The organism is Nocardia sp. NPDC051570 (assembly GCF_044454005.1).
In the GTDB taxonomy this organism is placed as follows: Bacteria; Actinomycetota; Actinomycetes; order Mycobacteriales; family Mycobacteriaceae; genus Nocardia.
Genome location: NZ_JBITDI010000001.1, coordinates 787,498 through 811,166 on the forward strand (window position 1 = coordinate 787,498; position 23,669 = coordinate 811,166).

General features: G+C 64.8%; 21 protein-coding genes and 1 pseudogene. 10 read left to right on the forward strand and 12 right to left on the reverse strand.

Translation table 11 applies throughout. The annotated features are described in order from the left end of the window. Positions 1 to 7: 7 nt before the first annotated feature. Together ACIA76_RS03370 and ACIA76_RS03375 are read right to left on the reverse strand one after the other, a co-directional pair. Positions 8 to 1,375: a hypothetical protein gene (locus tag ACIA76_RS03370; RefSeq protein ID WP_397147861.1), complete on the reverse strand. Its 1,368-nt coding sequence runs from the start codon at positions 1,373 to 1,375 to the stop codon at positions 8 to 10. 30 nt (positions 1,376 to 1,405) lie between these two features. After that, complete coding sequence (locus ACIA76_RS03375; protein WP_397147863.1) at positions 1,406 to 2,335, reverse strand: 3-oxoacyl-[acyl-carrier-protein] synthase III C-terminal domain-containing protein; 930 nt, start codon at positions 2,333 to 2,335, stop codon at positions 1,406 to 1,408. Positions 2,336 to 2,530: 195 nt separating this feature from the next. Between ACIA76_RS03375 and ACIA76_RS03380 the strand changes: the two genes are divergently transcribed. Further along, the gene (locus ACIA76_RS03380; protein WP_397147865.1) at positions 2,531 to 3,574 is read left to right on the forward strand and encodes a hypothetical protein; all 1,044 of its coding nucleotides are present in this window, start codon (positions 2,531 to 2,533) and stop codon (positions 3,572 to 3,574) included. A 16-nt stretch (positions 3,575 to 3,590) separates the two neighbouring features. On the opposite strand, the gene ACIA76_RS03385 is transcribed toward ACIA76_RS03380, so the two are convergent. After that, positions 3,591 to 3,791: a hypothetical protein gene (locus tag ACIA76_RS03385; protein WP_397147867.1), complete on the reverse strand. Its 201-nt coding sequence runs from the start codon at positions 3,789 to 3,791 to the stop codon at positions 3,591 to 3,593. A gap of 159 nt (positions 3,792 to 3,950) precedes the next feature. On the opposite strand from ACIA76_RS03385, the gene ACIA76_RS03390 reads away from it, so the two are divergent. From ACIA76_RS03390 to ACIA76_RS03400, 3 genes are all read left to right on the forward strand, one after another. Then, positions 3,951 to 4,595, forward strand: coding sequence for a LuxR C-terminal-related transcriptional regulator (locus ACIA76_RS03390; protein WP_397147869.1), 645 nt, complete (start codon positions 3,951 to 3,953; stop codon positions 4,593 to 4,595). 79 nt (positions 4,596 to 4,674) lie between these two features. Next, positions 4,675 to 5,478, forward strand: coding sequence for a lysostaphin resistance A-like protein (locus ACIA76_RS03395; protein WP_397147871.1), 804 nt, complete (start codon positions 4,675 to 4,677; stop codon positions 5,476 to 5,478). A gap of 205 nt (positions 5,479 to 5,683) precedes the next feature. Then, positions 5,684 to 6,391, forward strand: a complete 708-nt coding sequence (locus tag ACIA76_RS03400; RefSeq protein ID WP_397147873.1) for a lysozyme — start codon at positions 5,684 to 5,686, stop codon at positions 6,389 to 6,391. Positions 6,392 to 6,451: 60 nt separating this feature from the next. On the opposite strand, the gene ACIA76_RS03405 is transcribed toward ACIA76_RS03400, so the two are convergent. From ACIA76_RS03405 to ACIA76_RS03420, 4 genes are all read right to left on the reverse strand, one after another. Then, positions 6,452 to 7,393 (reverse strand): hypothetical protein, encoded by a 942-nt coding sequence (locus ACIA76_RS03405; RefSeq protein WP_397147875.1) that lies wholly within the window; start codon positions 7,391 to 7,393, stop codon positions 6,452 to 6,454. A 10-nt stretch (positions 7,394 to 7,403) separates the two neighbouring features. Next, positions 7,404 to 8,558, reverse strand: coding sequence for a heparan-alpha-glucosaminide N-acetyltransferase domain-containing protein (locus tag ACIA76_RS03410; RefSeq protein ID WP_397147877.1), 1,155 nt, complete (start codon positions 8,556 to 8,558; stop codon positions 7,404 to 7,406). Between the two features lie 206 nt (positions 8,559 to 8,764). After that, on the reverse strand, positions 8,765 to 9,268 hold the full coding sequence (locus ACIA76_RS03415) for a hypothetical protein (protein ID WP_397147879.1): 504 nt from the start codon (positions 9,266 to 9,268) through the stop codon (positions 8,765 to 8,767). Positions 9,269 to 9,775: 507 nt separating this feature from the next. Beyond that, positions 9,776 to 10,324 (reverse strand): hypothetical protein, encoded by a 549-nt coding sequence (locus ACIA76_RS03420; protein ID WP_397147881.1) that lies wholly within the window; start codon positions 10,322 to 10,324, stop codon positions 9,776 to 9,778. Between the two features lie 470 nt (positions 10,325 to 10,794). On the opposite strand from ACIA76_RS03420, the gene ACIA76_RS03425 reads away from it, so the two are divergent. Beyond that, positions 10,795 to 11,871, forward strand: a complete 1,077-nt coding sequence (locus tag ACIA76_RS03425; RefSeq protein WP_397147883.1) for a lipase family protein — start codon at positions 10,795 to 10,797, stop codon at positions 11,869 to 11,871. Positions 11,872 to 11,896: 25 nt separating this feature from the next. On the opposite strand, the gene ACIA76_RS03430 is transcribed toward ACIA76_RS03425, so the two are convergent. Beyond that, positions 11,897 to 12,766: a 3-hydroxyacyl-CoA dehydrogenase gene (locus ACIA76_RS03430; RefSeq protein WP_397147885.1), complete on the reverse strand. Its 870-nt coding sequence runs from the start codon at positions 12,764 to 12,766 to the stop codon at positions 11,897 to 11,899. A gap of 422 nt (positions 12,767 to 13,188) precedes the next feature. Here ACIA76_RS03430 and ACIA76_RS03435 point away from each other — a divergent pair, with 422 nt between their 5' ends. After that, the gene (locus ACIA76_RS03435; RefSeq protein ID WP_397147887.1) at positions 13,189 to 13,947 is read left to right on the forward strand and encodes an acetoacetate decarboxylase family protein; all 759 of its coding nucleotides are present in this window, start codon (positions 13,189 to 13,191) and stop codon (positions 13,945 to 13,947) included. A gap of 162 nt (positions 13,948 to 14,109) precedes the next feature. On the opposite strand, the gene ACIA76_RS03440 is transcribed toward ACIA76_RS03435, so the two are convergent. Together ACIA76_RS03440 and ACIA76_RS03445 are read right to left on the reverse strand one after the other, a co-directional pair. After that, complete coding sequence (locus ACIA76_RS03440) at positions 14,110 to 15,786, reverse strand: hypothetical protein (protein ID WP_397147889.1); 1,677 nt, start codon at positions 15,784 to 15,786, stop codon at positions 14,110 to 14,112. A gap of 140 nt (positions 15,787 to 15,926) precedes the next feature. Continuing rightward, the gene (locus ACIA76_RS03445) at positions 15,927 to 17,948 is read right to left on the reverse strand and encodes a CocE/NonD family hydrolase (protein ID WP_397147891.1); all 2,022 of its coding nucleotides are present in this window, start codon (positions 17,946 to 17,948) and stop codon (positions 15,927 to 15,929) included. Positions 17,949 to 18,089: 141 nt separating this feature from the next. Between ACIA76_RS03445 and ACIA76_RS03450 the strand changes: the two genes are divergently transcribed. Continuing rightward, complete coding sequence (locus ACIA76_RS03450) at positions 18,090 to 18,770, forward strand: TetR/AcrR family transcriptional regulator (RefSeq protein WP_397147893.1); 681 nt, start codon at positions 18,090 to 18,092, stop codon at positions 18,768 to 18,770. A 176-nt stretch (positions 18,771 to 18,946) separates the two neighbouring features. On the opposite strand, the gene ACIA76_RS03455 is transcribed toward ACIA76_RS03450, so the two are convergent. After that, positions 18,947 to 19,834: a hypothetical protein gene (locus tag ACIA76_RS03455; protein WP_397147895.1), complete on the reverse strand. Its 888-nt coding sequence runs from the start codon at positions 19,832 to 19,834 to the stop codon at positions 18,947 to 18,949. Between the two features lie 208 nt (positions 19,835 to 20,042). Further along, positions 20,043 to 21,071: an LLM class flavin-dependent oxidoreductase gene (locus ACIA76_RS03460; protein WP_397147897.1), complete on the reverse strand. Its 1,029-nt coding sequence runs from the start codon at positions 21,069 to 21,071 to the stop codon at positions 20,043 to 20,045. A 404-nt stretch (positions 21,072 to 21,475) separates the two neighbouring features. On the opposite strand from ACIA76_RS03460, the gene ACIA76_RS03465 reads away from it, so the two are divergent. The 3 genes and pseudogenes from ACIA76_RS03465 to ACIA76_RS03475 all read left to right on the forward strand — a co-directional run. Further along, complete coding sequence (locus tag ACIA76_RS03465) at positions 21,476 to 22,396, forward strand: alpha/beta hydrolase (RefSeq protein ID WP_397147899.1); 921 nt, start codon at positions 21,476 to 21,478, stop codon at positions 22,394 to 22,396. Then, positions 22,384 to 23,010, forward strand: coding sequence for an LGFP repeat-containing protein (locus ACIA76_RS03470; protein ID WP_397147901.1), 627 nt, complete (start codon positions 22,384 to 22,386; stop codon positions 23,008 to 23,010). The genes ACIA76_RS03465 and ACIA76_RS03470 overlap by 13 nt, the downstream gene beginning before the upstream one ends. A 459-nt stretch (positions 23,011 to 23,469) precedes the next feature. Continuing rightward, positions 23,470 to 23,669, forward strand: a pseudogene (locus tag ACIA76_RS03475) (hypothetical protein); the annotation flags it as partial.

Below are 23,669 nucleotides of genomic sequence, written 5' to 3' on the forward strand. Positions count from 1 at the left end.
CGCCGGTTCAGTTGTGCGCCGAGGAACCGAGCCGCTCGGTGATCGCCGTGTCCACCGCGACGAGCCGATCCTGCGTATCGCCGACGATCAGGCCGTACAGCCTGCCGTTGAACGGTTGCCGATCCGCCCTGGCGGCGGCATTGACCGTGGCGAAGTTGTTGACGACGAATCCGGTGTCGCCGGGGCGGCGCATCAGCAGACCGTCCAGCAGCCGCCGCACCGTATCGAACGACAGCGGCCGGTCCAGGGTCAGCGGGTAGTGCCGGGCCAGCGCGAGCCGGCCGTCGCCGATCAGCCTCTCCTGCAACGGAATCTGATAGGTCGACATGTTGTTGCGGGCATTGATCTCGACGACCGGGTAGACACCCCCCTCGGGATCGAGCATCGCGTCCACGCCGACGACACCGAAGAAACCATCGGCCGCCAGACGCCCGCTCAGCAGCTCGGTGGCATGGTGAATCCGGTCCAGCTGAGCCGGGGACAGACTGGGCGGAAAGCGGTGTCCCCGATGGACATTGCCCTCGGTGATGGCCTCCTTGATGAAGTCCGGCCGCACCGTGCCGTCGCGAGAGATCGTGAACTGATAGTTGAGATCGGTCGTCTTCGCCACCCGCTCCTCGATCACGAAGGCGATATCGTCGCGCCCGGCGGCCCGGGCGGCCCTGGTGATCATCTGCCGCAGCCGGTCGAGCCGACCCGGATTGTCGACCACGGCAATGCCCTTACCCGAGACGCCGAGGGCCTCCTTGACGAGCACGACACCGCCCGCGTCCAGCAGCTCGGTGGCCGCGGCCACGGCCGTATCGAGTTCCGCGAGGGTCCCGCAGACCCATCCGCGCGGCTGCCGCAGACCGAGTTCATCGGCGAGGCGCCGGCTGTAGATCTTGCTGTTGACGGTCCGGCACAGCGATGCGGGCGGTGCCGCCAACGCGAGGCCGGTCTTCTCGGCGAGTCCCTGCTCCAACTCCGATACACCGTGGGGAGACAGCAACGCCCCCCGCGCGCCCAGCTCGCTCAACACGGTCAGCATCTCGGGATCCGCCAGCACGTCCTCGGTGACCATGCGCTCCGGGGACTGGTCGCCGACGATATGGAGAACGGGCAGGCCGAAGCCCAGATCGCTCAGGTAGCGCAGATAGCCCTCGTCGGGCGCACTCTTCAGCAGCACATGATCGCCGGGACCGCCGAGCAGTATCGCGAATTCGTCCATGCGATTGACCACCGCGGTATTGGCCGCCGACGACAGCTTCGGCAGCCCGATTTCACCACGGGCCCACTGCTGTTCGACCTCGAAGTTCGCCAGGAACACCAGGCTCGCGGACGAGTCGCCGGCGACCGCGGCCTTCAGCCGCTCACAGAATCTCGGTTGATTCAATTCTCTAACCTTATCCGGGAACTCAAAGGGTCAGTGCTCCACAACCATTGCGGAGAAACTCGCGCCGAGACCGACCGAGACCATCAGATATCGATCACCGGTTCGGAGCCTGCCGAGTTCGCGTGCCGTGGCGTAGTTGATGAAAGGATCCGCGCCGAAGCAATGGCCGGTGTACGGGACGTTGTCGAGGAATATCCGCTCCACTGGAATTCCGAGCCGGGGGCTCAACTTCTCCCAGGAGATTCGATTGATGTTGTGCGGCAGGACCAGATCGACATCATCGGTCCGCATGCCGGCCTCGGTCAGGGCGCGATCGATCACATCGATCAGGACGTCGGAATACATATCTCGGAATCGGTCGCGGACGGCATCGGACACGACCAGCCGGGAGTCGCCCACCGATTCGGTCCTGGCCGCGAAGCCGAGCACCCGGTCGCGCGAACCACCGGCCGAGACCAGAACCGCCGCGGTGCCCTCGCCCATGATGCCCATGCCGTCGATGACCTGATTCGTCCGCGTGAACGCCTTCTCACCCACGAGCACCAGCGCGAGCGCGTCGGGGTCGGGCTCCTCGGCCAGCAGCATGCCCGCCACATCGATCGCGAGCAGTCCGACAGCACAGCCGAGTTCGGTCAGCGCGAAGGTCTTCGCCGCGGGCAGTGCCAGCTCGCGCCGCACCTCGTGCAGCGGACTCGCCGGATACGGCGCGGTGCTGGGAACCGACCGGGGACGCAGCACCAGGCGGACCCGATCCTCCCGGCCGCGCAGCAGGGACAGTTTCTGCGCGGCAGCCAGCAGGATCTCGGTTTCGGAAAGGCTCTCGTCCCAGTAGATCTCGGACAGCCCGAATCCCCGGGTATACCGGCGCAACTCGGTATCGGTCAGGCCGAATGCCTCCTGGCGGTCGGCGATGGATACCGGTGTCGGGCGATAAGTCGATACCTCGACCAGAGAGGTCATCCCCCAGCTCCTTCGGACGCATTGCTCGAAATGCGACGTTAGGAACATCGACTGACCGACCGCTGACGGCGGCCTTACCGAACCGAGGGAACAGGAGTCGTGACCAATTGCGTTGCGGGCCCGTGGAATCACAATTGAACGCACCCGGTGATGCCAGCCGGCTCCGCAGCAACCACTCCGAGGAGCGATAGATCCATGTCCCGAGAAAGCGTGCTCTTCCTCGATCGACCCGCCGTGCGAACCTGTCTGACCGAACTCGACCCGGTGGCGGTCGCCGCCGAGGTGCTGCGGCTACAGGCCGCCGGGAGAACCGAGATTCCCGCCGAGGGCTACCTCCCCTGGCACAACAGCGACGGCGCCTACAGCAGGGCCATCGCGATGCTGGGCGCACTGCGCCGAGACGATGGTCCGGTGTACGGCATGAAGCTCATCAACGCCGCGGTGAACAATCCGGCCCGCGGCATGGAACGGGCCGGTGGCCTGAGCTTTCTGTTCGACCCGGAGACCGCTCGCCCGGTGCTGATCGCCGAGGCCGGTTACCTCAGTGCGATCCGCACCGCCGCGTACACGATGGTGAGCCTGGCGGCGGTGGGCCCGCAGCACTGGGACGCGATCACCCTGATCGGAACCGGCGCTCTCGCCCGGGCACATCTGGACCTGCTGGTGCGCGCGTTCCCCGAGGTCCGCCGCGTTGTCGTCTTCGATCTGAACCCCACGCACTCGACGCGGCTGGCCGAATGGATGCGCGAGGCCCATCCCCAGCTCACGATCACGGTCGCCGCCGGCGTGCGGGAGGCCATCGCCGCCACCTCGGTCATCGTGACCCTGACGACCAGCGACGAACCCTATATCCCCGCAGAGTGGCTCGAGCGGGGGCAGATCATCGCCCATGTGTCGCTCGCCGATCTGACCGAAGAGGCCTTCCTGGGGGCGCAGGCGATCTATGGCGACGATCGGACGCTGATCGAGGACAATCCCCGCCGTATTCTCGGACGTCTGCTGCAGGAGGGCAAGGTGAGCTGGCCGGCCGCGCCGGGAGCCCCGGCCATCGGACTCGGGCGCCCGGTGAACGGCACGCTGGGTCAGGTGCTGCTCGGCGAGATTCCGGCGGTGCGGCCGACCGACGGATACGTGATCAGCAATCCGTTCGGCATGTCCATCCTGGATGTCGGCATGGTGGATGCGCTGCACCGCAAGGCGATCGAACTCGGCATCGGCGATCGGCTCGGGCTGTATTAGCCGCCCGGGCCTCGGATCACTCACTGCCACAGCGGTTGTAGATCGCATGCATCGACCACCCGCCGAACTTGAATACCGACTCGGCACAGGTGGCGCTACTCGACCTGTTCGATTCGGACAGCGCCGGTTCCAGATGCGTTCGCCAGGCCAGCAGTGCGCACAGGACCGCCGCGAATACGAAGAGGACAAGCCGCCGCCCTCTGACGTAAGTGAACATCGTTCCGCCCCTTCGTCATCGGCTCGATAACGTATACGTCGATGATGCGCAATCGTCGCCGCGAACCACACGGGTGCTAGTACCCCTCGTTCCGGCGTCGATCGGCGTGCGGAGATCCCGGCCGACCGGCCGGGCCGGGAAGTCGGGGGAGATTCGACGATGCGCTTGGTACTCGCGGAAGACCAGTTCCTGCTCCGCGAAGGGCTGATCCGGTTGCTGGAGCACCACGACTTCGAGATCATCACCGCGGTCGATTCCGGCCCGGATCTGGTCCGGGCGTTGGAACAGCATCGGCCGGACGTGGCCCTGGTCGACATTCGCATGCCGCCGACCCATACCGACGAGGGACTGCGGGCCGTCCTCACCGCCCGGGAGACACGGCCCGGTCAGCCGGCACTGCTGCTGTCGCAATACGTCGATCAGCTGTATGCCCGAGAGCTGTTGGCCGACGGCCGGGGCGGGGTCGGCTACCTGTTGAAGGATCGTGTCTTCGACGGCGCGCAGTTCGTGTCGGCCCTGCGACAGGTCGCCGCGGGCGGCACGGTCATGGACCCCCACGTGGTCTCGGGAATGCTGAGCCACAGCTCGCAGGACACCCAGATCTCGCGGCTCACCAACCGCGAGCACGACGTGCTCCAGAACATGGCGGAGGGCCGGTCCAATGCGGCCATCGCCGAGGCGCTGGTGATCACGGAGAAGGCGGTCGCCAACCACATCAACAGCATCCTGGCCAAACTCGATCTGGCGCCGTCGAAGGACGATAACCGCAGGGTACTCGCGGTGCTCGCCTACCTGAACCGCTGATCGGGTCATACTCCGGCACGAGAGGACCACTACCTCAGTGTGATTCCCGATCCGACGACCGGCCCACACAGTGGTTCGCATGAGCACAATCGCAACTGCGCATCGGCTCGAGCCCCAGCCCGCACCGCGACCGGCCACCGCGCGGGTTCGGGCCGCGGTCCCGGTCTACATCCTGTCCACCCTGGTCGGCTCGGTGATTCTGCTTGCGGTACAACCCCTTTCGGGCATCGATCCGGCGGCGCTGTCGCTGGTCCAGTTCGGCCCGGCGCTCGGCGCGCTGGCAACCTGGCTGATGTTCCGCAAGACCCTCACCGGACTACGGCCCCCCGCGATTCCGATCCGGCGGGCGGTCGCGAACATCGCGACCGTTACCGCGGCATGCGTGGCGTTCTGGCTGCTGCTCGTGCTGGCCGCCACCCTCTCGGGCACCGCCATGGTCGGCCCCGCGGCGGTCGGGGCGCTGCCGTTCGCACTGTTCCTGCCGATACAGTTCATCGGCGCGCTCGGCGAGGAAATCGGCTGGCGCGGACTGATGCAACCGATACTGGAGTCCCGCATGACCCGGTTCGCGGCGATCTCGGTCACCGGAGCCACCTGGGCGCTATGGCATGTCCAGTCCCTCGCCGCGGGCCCGGTACCCGCGGTCTGCTTCTTCATCTCGGCCATGGCAATCGCCGTCATACTCGGCTACCTGGGCAACGGCAGTTTCCGGCAGCGCGCCCTGACCGCCGCGATCGGGCACTGGCTGATCAACATCGCGTGCTACCTGCTGGCGGGCAACGATTCCCTGGGCCGCTCGATCGAATTCACCGCCATATCCGCCGTTCTCGTAGCCGCGGGAGTGCTGGCGGTACGCGCGCTGCGCGGCAGTGACGCACGATAGGGGTCGGCACCCCTTAGGCCGCTACGCTCGCGAAGCTTCCTGGATACTGAATCGGCAAGCAGCAGAACGCATTTGGTTGACCTCAACAGAAGGCGGTCTCATGCCACCGAGAAGATCACTCGCATTCGCACTCGGCGCCGCATCCATATTGCTAGGAACCACGTTCGCGCAGGCCACACCTCCCCAGGACGACGACAATCATGCGATGGGGTCACAGATCGCCATCCATGAAGGCGGCGGAACCTCCGATTTGGCAGAACCCGATATCAGTGCGGCCGCCTCGGTACCCGGCATGGACGTCAGCTCCTATCAGGGAAACGTGGACTGGCAGAAGGCCTGGAACGAGGGCGCACGCTTCGCCTACGTCAAGGCCACCGAGTCCACCACCTACACCAACCCCGATTTCGCTCAGCAGTACAACGGCTCCTACCGGGTCGGGATGATCCGGGGCGCCTATCATTTCGCCCGTCCGGACAAGAGCGGCGGTACCGCCCAAGCCGACTACTTCGTGGCCCACGGCGGCGGCTGGTCCGCGGACGGCAAAACGCTCCCCGGCGCACTGGATATGGAATACGCCCCCTCGGGCGACAAATGCTACGGCGTGGGCAAACCGGCGATGGCCAACTGGATCCGCGACTTCAGCAACACCTACCACGCCCGGACCACGAAGTATCCCGTCATCTACAGCTCGACCAGCTGGTGGAACCTCTGCGTAGGCCAACACGATTTCAGCTCCACCGACCCCCTGTGGGTAGCCCGCTACGCCTCCACCGTAGGCCCCCTCCCCTACAACTGGAGGGTCCAGACCTTCTGGCAACATGCCTCCTCCGGGGAATTCCCCGGAGACCAAGACCTCTTCAACGGCCCCTACGACCGCCTCCAAGCACTCGCCAGGAACCATGACGAGCGCTGAGCGGATGGATATCGGCGGGGCACTGCTCGACTGGAAACGACTTACGCCGATGTCGTAGTCTCACGATTCACCGAAGGACTGCGGGAATGTGTAGAGCCGCACCGTGATCGTCCGTAGTTCCCCTTGCGACCGGGCCCGTCCGCGGAAGCGGCCGGGCCCGTCCGCGGCCGCCAGGTCGCGCAGCGCGCCGTAACGGTTGGACAGTTCGAGGTACTCGTCGAAGAACTGCCCGAGTTCCTCCTGTGTGAGCCGCAGTCCGCCGCGAGACCCCCTCACCCACGGGCCGTAGCGCTCGGGATGCCGAGCGGCGGTGGCGAGCAGTTCCAGGTCACCCGCCAGCCTCCGTTCCTGCCACGCCCCGAAGTTCGCCCAGTCCTGCGCGCTCATCCGGTCCGGCTCCGGCCAGCGCAGGTCGAGCGGACGCTTGCGCCACCGGTCACCGTCGCGGTGGACGAATCCCGCGACCTCCAAGGTATGCAGTCCGGCGGCGACATCGACCGGATCCGCAGGCAGCATGGCCGCGAGAGCCTCGATGGTGACCGGCACCGAGGTGAGCGTATGCATGATCTGCTGCCGAATGGGATCGGTGAAGATGTCGTGGATCTCCTGCGGGGTGACGAACCGTGGTGGCTGATTCGGGGCGAGCAACTGGCGGGCGCGCAGCGCGAGCAACAGCCCGAGCGGAATCTCGACACCGGCAGCCATCAGCACACTGCCCCACCGATTATCGCCCGACCAGTCGAGCACGACATCGAACCAGGCGTCGCAGCAGAGCAGTGCCGCGGTGGCGATCAACACCGGCACCGCGGCGCGCCGACGCCGGAAACCCAGCCAGGCGCTGGAGCCCAGTCCGGCGAACAGCAATACATCGAAGCCGACCCACGCCAGACGCCACTCGTTCGTGGTGTAACCCTCCGGCAGGTGGACCGCGAGGAATACGATCCAGGGCACCAGCAGGGCCGCACCACCGGCCGTAATGAGCAGCAGGACACGACGATTCACCACACCGAACCTATTGATCGATCGGGACCGCGACCATCGGGCCTTTCCCTGATTCTTCCCTGAGCCCAGCGTTCCGCGGTGCCGGGCCGGGGGTAGCCGCGAGAGGGAGTTCCCGGGTGCGGACCGCGGCCCGGGCTACCCAGGTGATCATGCGTTCGAGCGGGCCGCGGCCGAGGAAGCGGGTCCACAGTAGTGCGGCGACGGCGATGACGGCGACCGAGATCAGGAAGAAGTGGGTGCCATTGGTCTCGGGCTTCATGAAGATCACCATCGACAGGACGTGTCCGGTGTACACCGTCAACGGTAGATAGCCGATCGCGGTGAGCGGGGCCAGAATTCGGAGCACTCCCGACGGAAGACTCAGTAGCAGACCGAGGATCGCGGCGACCACGCCAGCGGAACCGGCGATTTCGAAGAGAGTACCCGAATGCGGCTCCGCGGTGAGCAGGGAGACTACGCCGTGTGTGGTGTCGTCGGTCGGCGCGATGAACAACCGGGTGGCCGACCAGGCCGCCGCGTAGCCGATGACAGCGGAGGCAATCCCCCAGCCCAGCAATCGTTTTCGCGTCTGCGGTGCGGTGACGTCGCTACGCCCGATAGCCAGGCCGATGAGGATGAACACGATCCAGAGCAGCGCCGGATAGGAACCGGTGGCTGCCAGGTCGATGATTCCACTGAGTGGCGGCTTGTGCCCGGGCAGTACCGCGGGTAACCACCAGAGCAGAATCGGCGCGATGACTGCCCACACGGCGATGGCGGTCAGCAGTCGCCGGGGCCGCCAGGTCAGGAACGGCACCGCGAATACGAACATCACCGCGTAGAACTCCAGGATCACCGCCAGCGAGCGCCTGCCGACGATGACGGTGAGGATCCCGCCGATCACGAAGAGCAGACAGGCGCGCACCACGACCCGCAGCCGGGCCGCCAGCAGATCCGAACCGGTCGGCGGCCGAGTGCGGCCGGTCGTCAATGCCAGCGAAATCCCGCCGAGCACGGCGAACAGAATCGCCGAACGCCCGGACGCGATCTCCTCCCAGCTCGCGGGATCGGTCCAGGACAGTTCGTGGGGGTCGAGGGAATGCGCGGCGATCATGCCCACCATGGCGAGCCCGCGGGCGGTGTCGACCGCTGCGATCCGGCTCGGATCGAGTCTTCGTGTTGCCATAGCCTGATCCTGTCCGATCACCAGGGCGTCGGCGACCCGAAATGCGGTGGGATCTAAGGGATTTCGCGGAGCAAGATGCTCACCAGCAGTGCCGCATCGCCCACCCCTACGGCCCCGATATCGCGGACATGGCAGACGCCCTCCAGGATTCGAGGCCGACCGGTGCCCGGCGGATTGCGCCATGCCGGGCACCTCGCGAGGAATGACTATGGGAAGGGAACGACGGTACCGACGACACCGCCGATGATCCCACCGGCGATACATCCGGGGACCGCGCCGACCAGGAGGAACAGCAGGCCGATCGACCCGCCGATCACGCAACCGAACATCACACCGATGACGAGACCTCCGGCGGCGACATCCTCGAGCGCGACGGGAGCGGATTGTCCGGCCGAGAGTCCGACAGGTCGTTCCACGGCCAGTGTGGAACCGATCGGATCCACCTCGGCGCTCATCGGCACCTCGCCGAGGACGGTGCCGTCGGCCGCGTCGACGGCACCGGCGTCGGGTGTGACAACGAACCGACCGGAGTCCAAAGTCTTTGCCGCAGTGAGGTAGTCCGGCGACCAAGCCGCGGTATAGGCGATGCCGTGGTCGGATCCGCTGATACTCGACCCGACCGCGGCGGGCGATCCATGCGCGGTGGCCGCCGCGATTTCAATCGCAGCGGCCACCAGTAGAGCACCGACAGCGCACTTCTTCATTCCCATCGTGACACCTTTCGATCGAAGGGGCACGACTCACCGCCGTATCGAAAAACCCACTCCGGATCGGGCCGCGGATACGAACAACGAGTCGTGCCAACAGTTTCCGATTGGATTGTCTGAATCAAAAGGCATACTCACGCCGGATCCACGCCGACCCGGTACTTCCGACTGTCATCCTCCATCCACCTGGATGCGTGCGGAAGCACAGGATGGGAGATTGTCCGGGGTTGTCCGCTGCGAATAGTACGCAAACTCGTTACTCAACAGCTATTCTTGCACGCCCGAATCTCGGGTTACACTGAACCTTTACCGTCCATTTCAGCCGATATTCCGAAATCGGCAAACCATCGGCCGAACCTCCCCTATTTGCGCGCGCTCGATCGGGTGCAGATGTTCATCGGGGCGTACAAGCCATCCCGTGACAAGCCCACGAAGGAGCCTTTCGGATGAAGCCCCGATATTCGTTGCGGGTCACCGCGTCCATGTAGCGCCGGCTTCGGGTGAGGAGAATCAGAAGTCGGCATGGTCCTGGATCCAGCGGAATCCGCGGCTGCGCTGCGGGAAACGGTTCTCGTCGAAGCGTTCGAGCGTGACGGTGACCGGATGGCCCTCGAGCTCACCGTCCAGACTCAGTAGATCGGGAGCAGATTGTTGGAAGGTGAAGGCGCCCAACGGCTTCGATTGCTCCTGCCCGAGTTCGGTTTGCAACTCCAGACGGTGAGCCTGGGTATCGATGTGCAGTTGCGCAGGTACGAGTGTGCCGTCCATCCGCTGGTACTGCATCACACCGGGCTGGTCGAAAACGATGCGCTGCCAGCGGGTTTCGTCGGTGAGCAACGGCGGCACCGACCGCTGATCCTTGGTGAATTCCGATACCGACCAGATGCCGTACAGTGGCGGCGAAATCAACAACCAGAGACACAGTGCGAGTTGCGCGGCCGCGGCGACACGACGGGACACGACGGTGCGGAACGGGTACGGGGTGATGGACGATCCGACGGGCCGATCGAGCACAAGGATATCAACCAGACGCCGAGCCTCGGGTGCCAGCAGCACCACAGAAACACCTGCGCCGTGCCACATGAGGAGGTCCGCATTCGCGCCGCGACGCCACTCACCCGGGCGGGCTCGTAAATCCCGCGTTTGCGTGGCTTCATGTCGTAGCTTGATGCATCGTGAAGCATCTGCTGACTGCGGCCATGATGGTTCTGGGTCTTTCGATCACAATGGAGGAGGTACCTGCCCGGGCGGAGGTGGATCCGCCGGATTCTTCGGCGGCGGTTGCCCCGGCCGTTGGTGTACAGGAGAGTCCGAATCCACTGCAGCAGTGGATCGATACCCATATTCCCGCGCCGACGAAAATGCTACCGCAAGCGTCGCGGCCCCTCGCGGCCCCGAGTGATCTGCCACAGGACTTGATAGCGCTGTGGAATTCCGTGCAGTCCGCGCCGACCGGTGACCCATTGTTCGACACCTGGCCGGCGGATCTCGCCCGCTATGCGCCCGGCGACATTCTGGAATGGCGGGATGTGACGGCGGCGGCCACGCCGACGATGCTCCTCCTGAACCTCACCCCCATCGCACGCGCCACTCTCCTGAAATTCCGCACCACCAACTCCGCCGGCGAACCCTCCATCGGCACCGCGACGCTGGTCCTTCCCCCCACGGCGTGGACCGGCCCCGGCAGCCAGCCCGTCCTGGTGAACGCACCGGCCACCAACGCGCTCAACAAGCGCTGCACCCCCGGTTACGTGCTCTCCCACGGCATGGAAGTCCCTACCGGCAACGATTTCACACCGTCGCCGACCGCCTGGGCGATCGAGCACGGCTACGCGTTGGTCATCCCCGACCACGAGGGACCTCTGATGGCCTACTCGGAGCCGACAGTCGCTGGACATAACCTGCTCGATTCCATCCGCGCGGTCCGCAATTTCGCCCCGGATCAGTTCGGCGAGAGCCGTTTCGCCTCGACCGGATACTCCGGCGGCGCTATCGCTTCCCACGCCGCGGCCATGCTGGTTGAGGAATACGCCCCGGAACTGCTCCCGTATTTCGCCGGCGCGAGCTTCGGTGGATTGGTCACCGACTACCGCCGATTCGCCCACGCCTTCGATGGTTCCTACATCTCCGCGTTCCTGCTCACCACCGTGCTCGCGCTCGGCCGAGAGCACCCCGAAATCCTCGGTCTCACGAACCATGCGGGGCAATGGGCGGCGACGTCCCCCCTCAAGGAAAACTGCAGCGGCAGTTTCGGTGTGCTCGGGGTAATGTCCATCCCGTCCGACACGATGGCCACGATCGACAAGCCGCTCGACAGCGAATCGGCCGAGGCAATCTTCCAGCATCTGAGCATGAACGGCCGGAAATCGGGAGTGCCGCTGTTCATCTACCACGGCATCAGCGATCCCTGGATTCCCGCACCGGAGGCCGAGCAACTGTGGCGCGAGCAATGCGCTCTGGGGGTGACGGCGACGAAGAATATCGTCGGTGGTGACCATCTGGCGGCCTATGTCAGTTCCTATGGCGCGACCATGGATTGGCTGGATCAACGATTGCGGGGTGCGCCTGCGACCGGAACATGTGCCGCGACACCCGGCGAACGGTGACGCCGCCGTCCATCGCGGCATGACACTAGACCGAATCGCCGGAATACCGGTAGAAACCCTCACCGCTCTCGGCGCCGAGCTTGCCCTTGTCGATGTAGTTGTCCTTCAGCCAGGCCGCCAGCTTCTGCTCGCGCTCGCCGCCGTTGGCGAGGCCGTTGTAGGGGGTATTGAGGCCGATGATGTCGAGTGTTTCGAATGGGCCGAGCGGGACGCCCATGCCGATCCGCCAGGTCTTGTCGACCGTCTCCGGGTCGGCGTATCCGCCTGCACTGAGCGCTATCGCGGAGTGGAGGAAGGGCACGAGCATCGAGTTGAGCACGTAGCCCGCCTTTTCCTTGTGCAGCTCGATCGGCACCATTCCGATCGCACCGGCGAAATCGACCACCGCCCGGAACACGTCGGGATCGGTGTCGGACGTTCCCATGACTTCCGCGATGTTCCGCTTCCAGATCTCGTTCGAGAAGTGCAACGCGAGGAACTTGTCCTGGCGTCCGGTGAAGTCCTTCATATCGCTGGGCAGCAAGGTAGACGAGTTCGTGGCGAATATCGTCCTCTCGGGTGCAACCTCGTTCAGTCGCCGATAGGTGTCCTGCTTGATACTGAGGACCTCCGGCACCGCCTCGATGACCAGGTCGGCGTCCTTCACCGCCACGGCGAGATCGGCACTCAGCACGATTCCAGCGGCGGTCTGTTCCGCCTTGCCGCCGGCCGCCCCGGGGACATCGTCGCGGTAGGTCGCCACCAGTTCGGCGAAGCGATGGTGGGCGCCCGCGAGGGCGGCATCGCTGATGTCGTACGCGGTGACCTCGAACCCGCTGTACGCGACCTGGAACGCGATCTGCGAACCGAGTATCCCGGCCCCCATGACCGTCACCTTGCGGATATCGATTGCCATTGCTCTCCCTTTTCTTCACGGGCGAAGTCCGCCCTGTGAGGTTCTTGCGCTGGCGTCCTTCCGCCGAGCGATACCAAGAAGTCGGCACCGGATCCTGCTTACGCAATCGACAGGGTTGTCGGCGTGCTGACGCAGATCAGGCCCAGTTTCGCATATGGATAGTGCTGTACTTCGCGTTTCGGTTGGTGTCCAGGAGTTTCTGGAAGTCCGACTTCGAATGTCCTCAGTGTGTGGAATCATCCGCTGGGGCCTTTTCCACCCGGACGTGACACCGGAGCCTGACGTGACCGTGCTCCGGTGTCGGCGATGGTATCGTCCCCGATTGCAGTGCCTGTGTCCGGCCGTCGCCACTGCCGATGCAGGCATCGCCTGCAACCTCTCGCCCGGTTCCCTCGAGTCGAACGACGAAAAGGAGCGATGTCATGGCGACTATCTACGGAAAGCTCACCAAGGACCGATTCGCTCCGACCATGCCCGTGCACACGCCCGTCACCCGATCGAAATCGTCGCCTATCGAATACCGTGACGTGGACAGCCTGACCTTCAGCTATCGGACCGACGCGCAGACTGTGGCAGAGATCGTTCCCTCAGTGCTGGAGTTGGATGAGAACCCGGTGGCCACCCTTTCTTTCCTCTCCTACGGCTTCAGCACCGCCGGGGCCTATCGGGAGGTCGTCCACGCGGTAGGATGCCGCTTCCAGGGTCGCGAGCTCAGCTACGCCCTACATGTCTTCGTCACGAGCGACCTCGCCCTGGTCCGCGGGCGAGAAATCATGGGCTACCCCAAGCTATTCGCCGACATCAACTTCGACCCGAAGCGAGTCGGTTACGACGGACTGATCACGGCGAGTATGGAACGCCCCACCGGTTTACTCCTGGCAACCGGGCAGTTCCAGGCGAGTGACCGCATCGAGGGCTTACCGGAGCCGACGGTCAGGCTGAATGTGAAGCCCACCATATCCAAGCTGCCGGGACAGCCCCCGGTGAGTTTCGCAGTCGTGCCCGCGAGCGTCGAGACGACGGCCGGAGAACGGTGGGCGGGCACAGGCTCTGTGAAACTCACCGGCCTTTCGGACTTCAGTCCGCTACACCGCGCTCCGGTCGTGGAGAGCCTGGGCGCCGTCCTGCTCCGCGATGGAGCAATGCGCCTGGCCTCGACCACGGAGGCCTACCCACTGTAGTGGCGTAGTCCCACAGCGTGATTCGACAACGGCACCGCAGGCTTTGCCCGCGGGCGTTGCACGCCTACCGTCAGCGAGTGGAGAGAGCAGCGAAGTATCGTGCGGCGGACGGGAAATCCGCACCTACTCAACCGTAGCTGACGGGCCCGGCGGGTCCGACGCTCAGTCGGTCGGCAGCTTGGTGGTCGTCCTCTTTCCGTTCTCGGACACGGTCAGCCCCATAGACTTGCCGCCGCCGTCCCAATCGTCGAAATCGAACTCCGCACTGCCACCCGCTGCCACCGATACTCCGTCGTGCTTGAACGTGCGGGTGCCGACGTCGTCGATGCGCCGCATTTCCACGCCCACCGATCCGGCCTTGCCGGACTTCGCGGAATCGACAGTGAACAAGTCGCGGTTCGATGGCCGCGTGATCGTCGCCGTGCCGCCCGGACCCACCGCCACGTTGCGGGCCGTGAAGATGTAGTCGGCATGTTCGTAGTTTTCACCGATCTCGACCGCGGGCGACTGCGCATCGGTCGAGGTGTAGGTCACGCGATCGCCGACCGGGCTCATATCGATGGTCGAGCGCGCCCCGGGGGCGAGATCAATATCGCTGACATCCACCGCGAATGCGTCACCGATGATCCCCACGTGTGTCCTGTCGGATTTGGGCAGTCCGGTTCCGTCGACGGTGATGGTGTAGTGAGCGTCCGAGGGCAGCTGGTAGTCCGGTTCGGGGCTGCTGTTTCGGCCGGCCACCAGATCCACGGTCCGTGTGCCCGGAATTTCATTGATGCGCTTGCCATTCGCGAAGCCGAGGCGTCGGCCCTGATCGTCGGTGATCAGCAGATGCCCGTGATGGATCGCATCTCCCTCGAGATAGACAGTGAGCGGCGGGGGTCCCGCCGCGGCAGTCGCCGACGCGTTCGCCGAGGCATGACCTTCGTAGGGGAATTTGTGCAGCCCGAGCGCCGGTGTGGATGGAAAGAGCTTGAACGTCTCGGTTTGGGCATCGCCCTGGTACAGCTCGCTCGACTCGCTCGGATTGGTTGCCGCCTCGTACTGCCAGGTATTCGCGGTGCGGTCGACATCCATGTGGCGGGTGACGCCCGGGAAGTTGTTGTCGTACACCAGGATCGACACCTTCCCCTCTCCCTTGTCCTCTACGGCGTAGGGCGAGATGGCATGCCCGCCGGTCATATCGGGCTTCCAGAAGCTGATCGTGTACGTCTCCGGCGCATCGGGTTTGAGCGACGCGATCAGTGTGTCGAGGACCTGACTGGGAGCCCCCGCGACAACGCGATCGTGCACCTCCGAAAAGGTTTGCGCGGCCCACTGCTGCGCGAGCATCTCCTGCAGTGGCGAGTTGCCATCGAAGCTCAGGGCGTGGCCGGCATCGCCGCCGAAGCCCGCCGAGTCCAGCTTGCGCATGTACATCAGCAGACTCGCCGACGACATGCCATAGCAGTGCCCGTTGCCCATCTCCTCGTTCGTCTTCTGCATCCACGCCTCGGACTGCGGAATCAGAGTGCAGCCGCCGTTCGCGGTGTTCTCACACACGCTGTCACCGAACATCGCGCGCATCGACTGTGGCGTGAGGTTCGTCGGGTTCTTGTCGTTCGTGTAATTCTCGAAACTGAATCCGTTGGCGCTCGGCCGGTAGCCCGAATCGGCCAGTAACGGGCCGGTCGGGGTGTAGTCGGGCGATGCCCCGCCCGCCGCATCGCCTAGCGCGGAATTCCCGAGGGCCGAATTCGACTTCGAAGGCTCGGTGTCGGTGTCACCGCCGCAGCCCGACACGGTGACAACAATCAGGGTGGCTACCACCCCGGCACAGGCTCTCGAGGAGATTGACATTCGCCGATGATGAGCGACCCCGGTCACCAAATCAACTACCGAATAGCAATCCGTCGGCTATCCACCAAGATTGTCATCTTACCGAGACCCATCACCGACTCGCACACACGAGATCACGATTCGAGTACCGCCCAGCAACATCAGGCGATCGCCCTACTCAACGGCACGTTCACGAAGCTGGGCGAGTTCGGGTCGAGGACGAGATGCTGTGGTTTGAGCTGGGATTCGATGAGCAGCGCCGGAACCATCATTGCCTTGGGGAAATTCGCGGCGAAGATGTCGACCCGGAGTCGGTGCCCCGGCTGCAGTACGGCGTCGGTCGCGGTGAGTCCGACGTCGAGGGTGGTCGGCGCGCCGGGCACGATCGGCTGGCGGGTCTCCAGGGTGAGGATGTTGTACGGGTCGGTGTAGTCGCCGTTGGCCGATCGTGTGCTCTTCGACTCGTCTACGGCGCGCAGCGACGCGGTGAGCTGTCCCGAGGTCAATACGGTCGAATTGCCGTCGGGGGCAACGTCATTGAGGGTGGCCGACCAGTAGCCGTCGGTCGCATCCAGCACGGTGTCGAGGTGCACGTCGACCGGGCCCGAGATCGTGGTCGCGGCGTCGACCGGGGTGGTACTGAAGGTCAATGCGTTGCGTTCGGCGACCCTGGAGTCCTTGGCACAGCCGTCGATGATCGAGGTGAGGCCCGCGGTTCCTTGCGCGGAATCCCTGGAGCACACGGTCGCCAAGCCCGGAGCGACGGTCAACGTGTCCGTGCCGGTCGGCTCGGCGGCGGTCAACGTGCCGTCGTAGACGGAATCAGCGCTGCCACTACGCTCGGCCGAGAGATACATCCGGCGGTAGTCGACGCCCGCTCGGGGGAATTGGCCTGTGCTGGACCAACTTCCGCCCTGTTGGTACAGGTGCACCGGTCCGAATCCGTCGATGCCGTTATCGACTCCCCTGAGCCACTTGTCGAACCAGGCCCGCTGCAGCGCGCCGAGGTCGGGCGGTGAATCCGGATCGCCGAGGCCCGAGCCGGGGGTGATGTGGTACCAATCGCCCATCATCAGCTGCTTCTTGCCGGGCGATACCGGAATGGCGTTGTAGATCTTGGGTTCGGAGTTGGTGAAGATGTCGTGCCAGCCGCCGACCACGAAGGTCGGGATATCGATCCGGTCGGGATGTCCGATCCAGGACTGCCGGACGGTGCTGTTGGGCTCGAGCATGGCGGCCAGATTCGGCGGGATCGCGTTGACCGACGGTGTGAAGAGCGCTTCCAGCGCGAGGTCGATAAAGGTGATCGGGCTGGCTACCCGGTCGGCGAGCCATTTCCAGTCGAAGTTGCCGCGCGCGATTGATGATAGGTCGGGCACCCACTTGGTCACGTTGACCGCCAGCAGCCAGATCGGAATGAAGCCGATGGCGATGCCGCCGCCGGGGGCGAGGGTATCCCTGGCCAGGTCGCTGCCCGGCTCGACCGGGAAGATAGCTTTCAACGCGGCCGGATGATTCTCGGCGATCCGTAGCTGGTTGATACCCGAGTACGAGACGCCGGTCATGCCGATATTGCCATCGGACCACGGCTGGGTGCTCGCCCAGTCGATGACCTCGCCGGTGTCCCGCGTTTCCCGGTCACCGAAGATCTGCCAGACACCCTCGGAGAACCCGGTACCGCGCACATCGACGACCACCTGGGTGTATCCACTCTGCACCAGTTTGCGATCGGCGGTGAAGCTGCGCAGCATCCCCCCGGACAGGGTCTGCACCAGGTCACCTATCCCGGAGACCAGGGTGCCGTTGAGAATGTCGAATCGGCGCGCCAAATCGACCATCGCATCGGAGAGCACCGGAATCGACTGGGCCGAATCCGCAAGCATGGAAGCCAATTTCGTATACGGGGTCAGCGTCACGATGGTGGGCAGCGGAGTATCGACGATAGTGCCCGCCGCGTCCATCGGCCGATACACATTCGACTTCAGGACCGCGCCGTCGCTCATGGTGATCGGCACATCCCAATCGATGTGGACTCCTGGATAGCGCGGCGCCTCGTTGTAGGTCGCGGTGTACCGAGCGACATCCTGCTCCGCCGTCGCCACCGGCGCGGCTATCGCACCTGCGACCGTCATCGCCACCACAGCGGCTACGGTCCGTAGCCCTGCGCGCGCTACACCACTCATCAGGTACCGCCCTAGCTCTTCGTTGAACCACAAGAAGGGAACCCGTAACGTACCCCACTTCAGTGGGGTGACTGTAGCGTTCCTCACTTTGCTGGGGCAAGCATGACCGGAGATACACCCACCTGCGGCTACGCTCACTCGGTGCGCAATGCAGCCCTCGTCGAGCGATTGCCCCGCGGGCCGCACCGGCTCACCCGCGAGGAGGTCCTCTCCTCCCAACGTGGTCGGCTGATCTATGCCTCGATCGTGGTGGTCGCCGAACTCGGCTACCAGCAGACGACGGTCGCCGATATCGTCAAGCGCGCCAAGGTATCTCGTCGCGCCTTCTATGCCGCGTTCCGCAGCAAGGACGAATGTTTCGCCGCCGGGTTCGATATGGCGGTCGCGGCGGTGGAAGAGCGGATGAACACCGCGATCGCGGCCGCCGGTCGCCTCGACTGGTGGGATCTGGTGCGCACCACCCTGGCCGCCTATCTCGAGGCGCTCGCCTCCGAGCCGTTGATCGCCTACGCGCTGCAAGTACAGACCCTCGCCGCCGGACCGGCGCTGCTGGCTCAACGCGCCCGAATGCACACCGTCTTCGCCCATCGCATGCGGGCCGTCTGCCACCTGGCTGTCGAGTGCGGCGATATCGCCGAACCGCCGCCGAGTGAACTCATCGACGTCCTCATCGGCGGCATCGACGACCGCATCCGCCACTGTCTGCAAACCCGCAGTGCCGCAGCGTTACCCGAGCTGACCCCGACACTGTATCGAGCCAGCCTCGCGTTGCTCGGCAGACCCGAATACACACCGCCTGCGTCGAATCCCGCAGGGCCGTAACCGAACTCACCCCCTCGGCCACAACCTGCGGATGGATCAGCGCGAGTCCGCAACGTCCGGTAGGCATCACACCGCATTCGACCACGCGTGTCGGCGACAAGCGAAGGCCGCCTTCATCATCGAGCGATGAAGGCGGCCTCGTGGATCGGCCTGAGATCAATCGGCGCGAAGGCTCATCATCGAACGCGAGTCGCCACCTCGGACCTGGCGCCCTTGATGGTCGTGGTCGTGAAGGTCGGCACTGGGGCCGGGTAGCAGGAGATCGGAATGTCGAGCGGCCCGATCGGGGATTCGACGTTGGCGGTCAGTGTCAGACCCGGGTCGTCGTAGCTGGTCCCGGCCAGCGTCGAGGTGATCGTGCCCGAAGTGCCTGCTGTCACATTGGTTGTGATCGCGGGCAGGGTGAAGGTGGAACCGCCGGGGATCGTGTCGGACACGTTGATCGCGAGCCGCCCGTCGGAGTCGTCGAGAGTGGCGTTCACGGTGCCTCCCGACAGCGACGAGGACACGTAGGTGGAGTTGGTCGGGAACGGCGTCAGCAGCGTCAGATCGTGGAGGTTGTTGACGCGATAGCCGCCGGCGCGGCTGGGGACCGTCTGCGATGACGGTGTCAGCGTAATCGCCACGGCATCACGGGGATTCGCGGAAGCGGGGGCGCGTCCGACGAGAGCCACCGTCATCGTCAGATGCTTGGGGCCGCCGATCGGCGGGGTTCCCTGGCATTGAAAGGTGACGGTGGTGGCCCCCGCCGGAACGGCACCGGCGGGGGCTGCGAGCGACCGGGAGGTCATGTCTTCCGGATCAGCGGTGGCAGGCGATACCAGCGAGCAGGTACCCGCCAGCGCGAGCGGCGCTATGACAGCGATTCGGGCGAGCAGGGAAACAGCCGATTTCATGACCTTCTCCATCGCTTGACTGAAAATGACGCAGCCCGGCCGGCCCGGTGATGACGCTGATGGGCCGTCCGGCGAGACCACGCCGTCGCCGATTGGCAAGTTGAAGACTAGCGTTTCAGACTTGTCGGATAAACGATTCCACATGAAATCATCGCGAACTACAGTCACCTTCCGCGTCGAAGACTGTTCTCCACCAAGACATTTAGTAGAGGTATGTCAAGATGCACGGCGGGGCAGCATGTTTCCTGGAGTCGGGTACGAGATCCCGGTCCATGCAGCGGCTCTCGCTACTCGAGTGTGCTCGAGGTCGAGCTTGGGCACCCGGTTGGTGACGACGCGGACTGGAGATCCGTTGCACAGCCCCGCATTCGGCCGTTCAGCACATGGGGATCGGTTGTCCGGCAATCGGTTCCGAGGCGAGGTCGAGGGCGGTGGCGGTCAGTTCCAGCGAGGCGAGGCGGTCGGCGATGGCGGTGGCGTGGTGGGCGGTGATCAGTTCGTCGGCGCCGATCGAATCAGCGAAATCGGTTAGGTAGGTCCGGATTTCGGCGGGGGTGCCGACCGCGGTGTACTTGGTCATCGAGGCCAGCTGATGGCCCTGCGGGGAGGCGAGGAAGGCGTCGATCTCGGCGTCGGTGAACTCGGCCCGGGTGGGCCCGCGCTGGATCATGCGGCGGGTGCGCTCGCGGTAGGCGGTGGCACGCTGCGCATGTGCCGCGTCGCGATCGGCCGCGGCGAAGACGTTGACGGCGGCCATGACATACGGCTCGGCCAGTTGTTCCGACGGCCGGAACCTCTCGCGGTAGACCGCGACCGCCTCGTGCAACGCGTCGGGCGCGAAGTGGGAGGCGAACGCGTACGGCAGGCCGAGCTGGGCGGCCAACTGCGCGCCGAACAGTGACGAACCGAGAACATACAGCGGCACAACGCCTTCCGCACGCGGCACCGCACTCACCCCGGCCACCTTCGAATTCCCGGTCAGATACCCCTGCAGCTCCACCACATCCTGCGGGAATCGATCGGCGGAAGCGTTGTCACGCCGCAGCGCGTACATGGTTTTCTGGTCACTGCCGGGTGCGCGGCCCACACCGAGGTCGATCCGGCCCGGAAACAGCGTTTCCAACGTTCCGAACTGCTCGGCGATCACCAACGGCGAATGGTTGGGCAGCATGATGCCACCGGCGCCCAGCCGGATGCTCGCGGTGTGCTCTGCCACATGCCCGATCAGCACGCTGGTAGCACTGGACGCGATCGACTCCATGTTGTGGTGCTCGGCATACCAGACTCGGCGATAACCGGTGCGCTCGGCAGCCCGCGCCAGCTCCACGCTGTTGGCGAAGCTGTCCCGTGCGGTCTGGCCGGGGGCAACGGTCGCCAGGTCGAGAACAGAGAGCGCGAGGGACATGCCAACGCCGCCTTTCGGTATCGGTACGAGTAAACGATGTCGTCCATGACAGCGCGCCGGCGCCCGCAGCCATTCCCGGCCGCGTGGGCCTCCGGAGTTGATCGAGTCGCCGTTGATGTCCTCGTAGTCGTCAGTCCGGCGGAATCGGCCCAGGACCGGCAGGTGAGTGTGTTCCCCTCGAGGGCAGAGGTGTGCTGCGGCTCACGACTTGCTGGACAGCGGGCAGGTCTGGACCGTGCAACACTTCCATCAGGAAATACTGCACGTTCGGCCGGGGCGGGTCTGTAAGAGCACTCGAGAAGATCATGATTGACTTGAAGTATCGGCATTATTCGGCGGAGGCCTCACCGCGAAAGGTTCGATTCCGGCTCGGCGTATTACTTGCCATTTGCGCGGTACTGTACGTGAATTCGATCGCGGCGATTGCGGCCGCCGACCCCGATACGCAGGATCTGGATACCCTGTATGGCGAGATGGGGCCGCATCAGATCCGGCAGACCGCGGAGACCGTAGCGTGCCCCAGCGCGTTCACTGCCGAGAACCTGATCACCCCGCCCCGTTGCCAGGGGACCTTTCCGTTCGGGTCCGCGTCACCGATCGGTGTACAGCTCTACTATCCCGCCGATATCGATCGGCTGGCCAAAGCGCCGGCGATCGTCTTCACACCCGGAATCGATGCCGACCCTGGCTACTACGATGCGATGCTGGCGCAGTGGGCCAGTTACGGTTTCGTCGTCGCGGTGTCGTACGACTTCGTCAACACGTTCTCGGAAATGCAGTTCATCGGGCTCGCCATATTGAGGCAGCGTGACCTGGATCCGGCCTCACCGCTCGCCGGCCGGATCGACTTCGGTCGAATTCTGCTGGCCGGCCATTCGGCCGGTGGCGGCAGCGCCCTGCTGGCCTCGAACGTCATACCGCGATTCCAGGCGCTCGACCCGGCCTTCCGGGTGGTCGGCGCGCTGGCGCTGGAACCGGGGCCATTGGCGATCACCAATTTCGTCACGATTCCCGCGCTGATCATCGAGAATGCCAGGGATACGGTGGTTCCGGCGGGATCATGGCCGAATTGGTACCAGTATCCAGGCCTTTCCGCAGCGCCCGCATACCTGGCCACCCGGAAAGCCGCGACGCACACCGATACTCAGAATCCGCTACTCGCACTGAATACCGAGCACAGCCTCGCGATCGCCTGGCTGCTGACACTCGGCATGCGCGATCCGACCGCGGGTCGGTTCTTCATCGGACCGGATTGGAAGCTGCCGACGGAACCCAACTATTCGAATGTCGAGCGCAACACGAAGGCGGACCGATGGCAACTCTGAGCCGCATGGGAGCGATGATGAAGTTCGGTGCGGCAGTGGCGATCTCGGCGCTGTTCACCATTTCGGTCCCGGGAACCACGGCACTGGCGAACCCCGCCGGTACGCCCACCGTGACCGGCCCGATCGAGAAGGCATTCCGCGAAACCGGCGGATCTGCGGCGTGGGGCCTGCCGCTGAGCGACGCGCGCCCGACCGACGATGGAGGACAGTTCCAGCCGTTCGAACGCGGCGTCTTCTACACCGATCCTGCGGTCGACCACGGCATCGCCCATGTGGTGTACGGGGCGATTCTGGCGAAATGGGGCGAACTCGGCTGGGAGCGTGGCTATCTCGGATACCCGGCCAGCAACGTCTACCAGCTGTCCACGGGAGGCTTCGCCATACCGCTGATCGGCTACTTCGGCGACACCCCCGGTCGCTGGAGCAAGTTCGAGCACGGCGTGATCTATTGGTCCGAGCCATCGGGTGCACACGCCGTATCCGGACCGGTCTACGACATCTGGAGCAGAACCGGATACGAAAGCGGCTCTTACGGTTACCCGATCGGCGACCAGTACCCCTCCCCCGGCGGCGTAGCCCAGAACTTCCAGCGCGGAACCATCACTGCGAAGTAGCCAAGCTGCACGCACTCCCCTCACTCGATTGAGGTGCAGCAGCTGGGAGGTTCGGACGCTGGCCGTTGCTCATCGTGCCGTAGGGCGATGTGACCGACCGATGGATGTCCTCAGACGCCTGCCATCGTCTGATCGACGACTTCGGCAATCGGCGCTTTCCGGCCTTGTCCTTGTAGACCTCGAACTTTCGAGATGCCCGCCCGGCTAGGGCAGGCCCGGTCCAAGGGGAGGTGAAACAACCTCGCCGGACGGGAACGAGGGGCCCAGAAGGTTCGCCCAAGACCACTCAGCTGAGCGGTTGTACTGGCTTGACGGGCCCTTTGACGCGATGCGCCGAAAATTTACGATAGAACTTCTTGTTACCAACTAGAAATATTACTGAACACTCGCTACTTTGTGGTGAACCGGGTCGACGATGACCAGGTGAGGTGGTCAAGGCCACCTGATGATGGAGTAGCTATGCGTTCGCTATTTTCATATATCGCCCGGGTGGCGATCGTGTCTGTCGTATTCGCCCTCGGCGCGATGTCGGCGGCGACCGGGATCGCGGTCGCCGATCCGGCTCCGGTGCCGGTGCAACCACCACTGCCGTTTCCCATCCCGCCGATGCCCCCGGAGCTCGACCCGGCCTTCTACAATCCGCCTCCGGACGTGGTCGC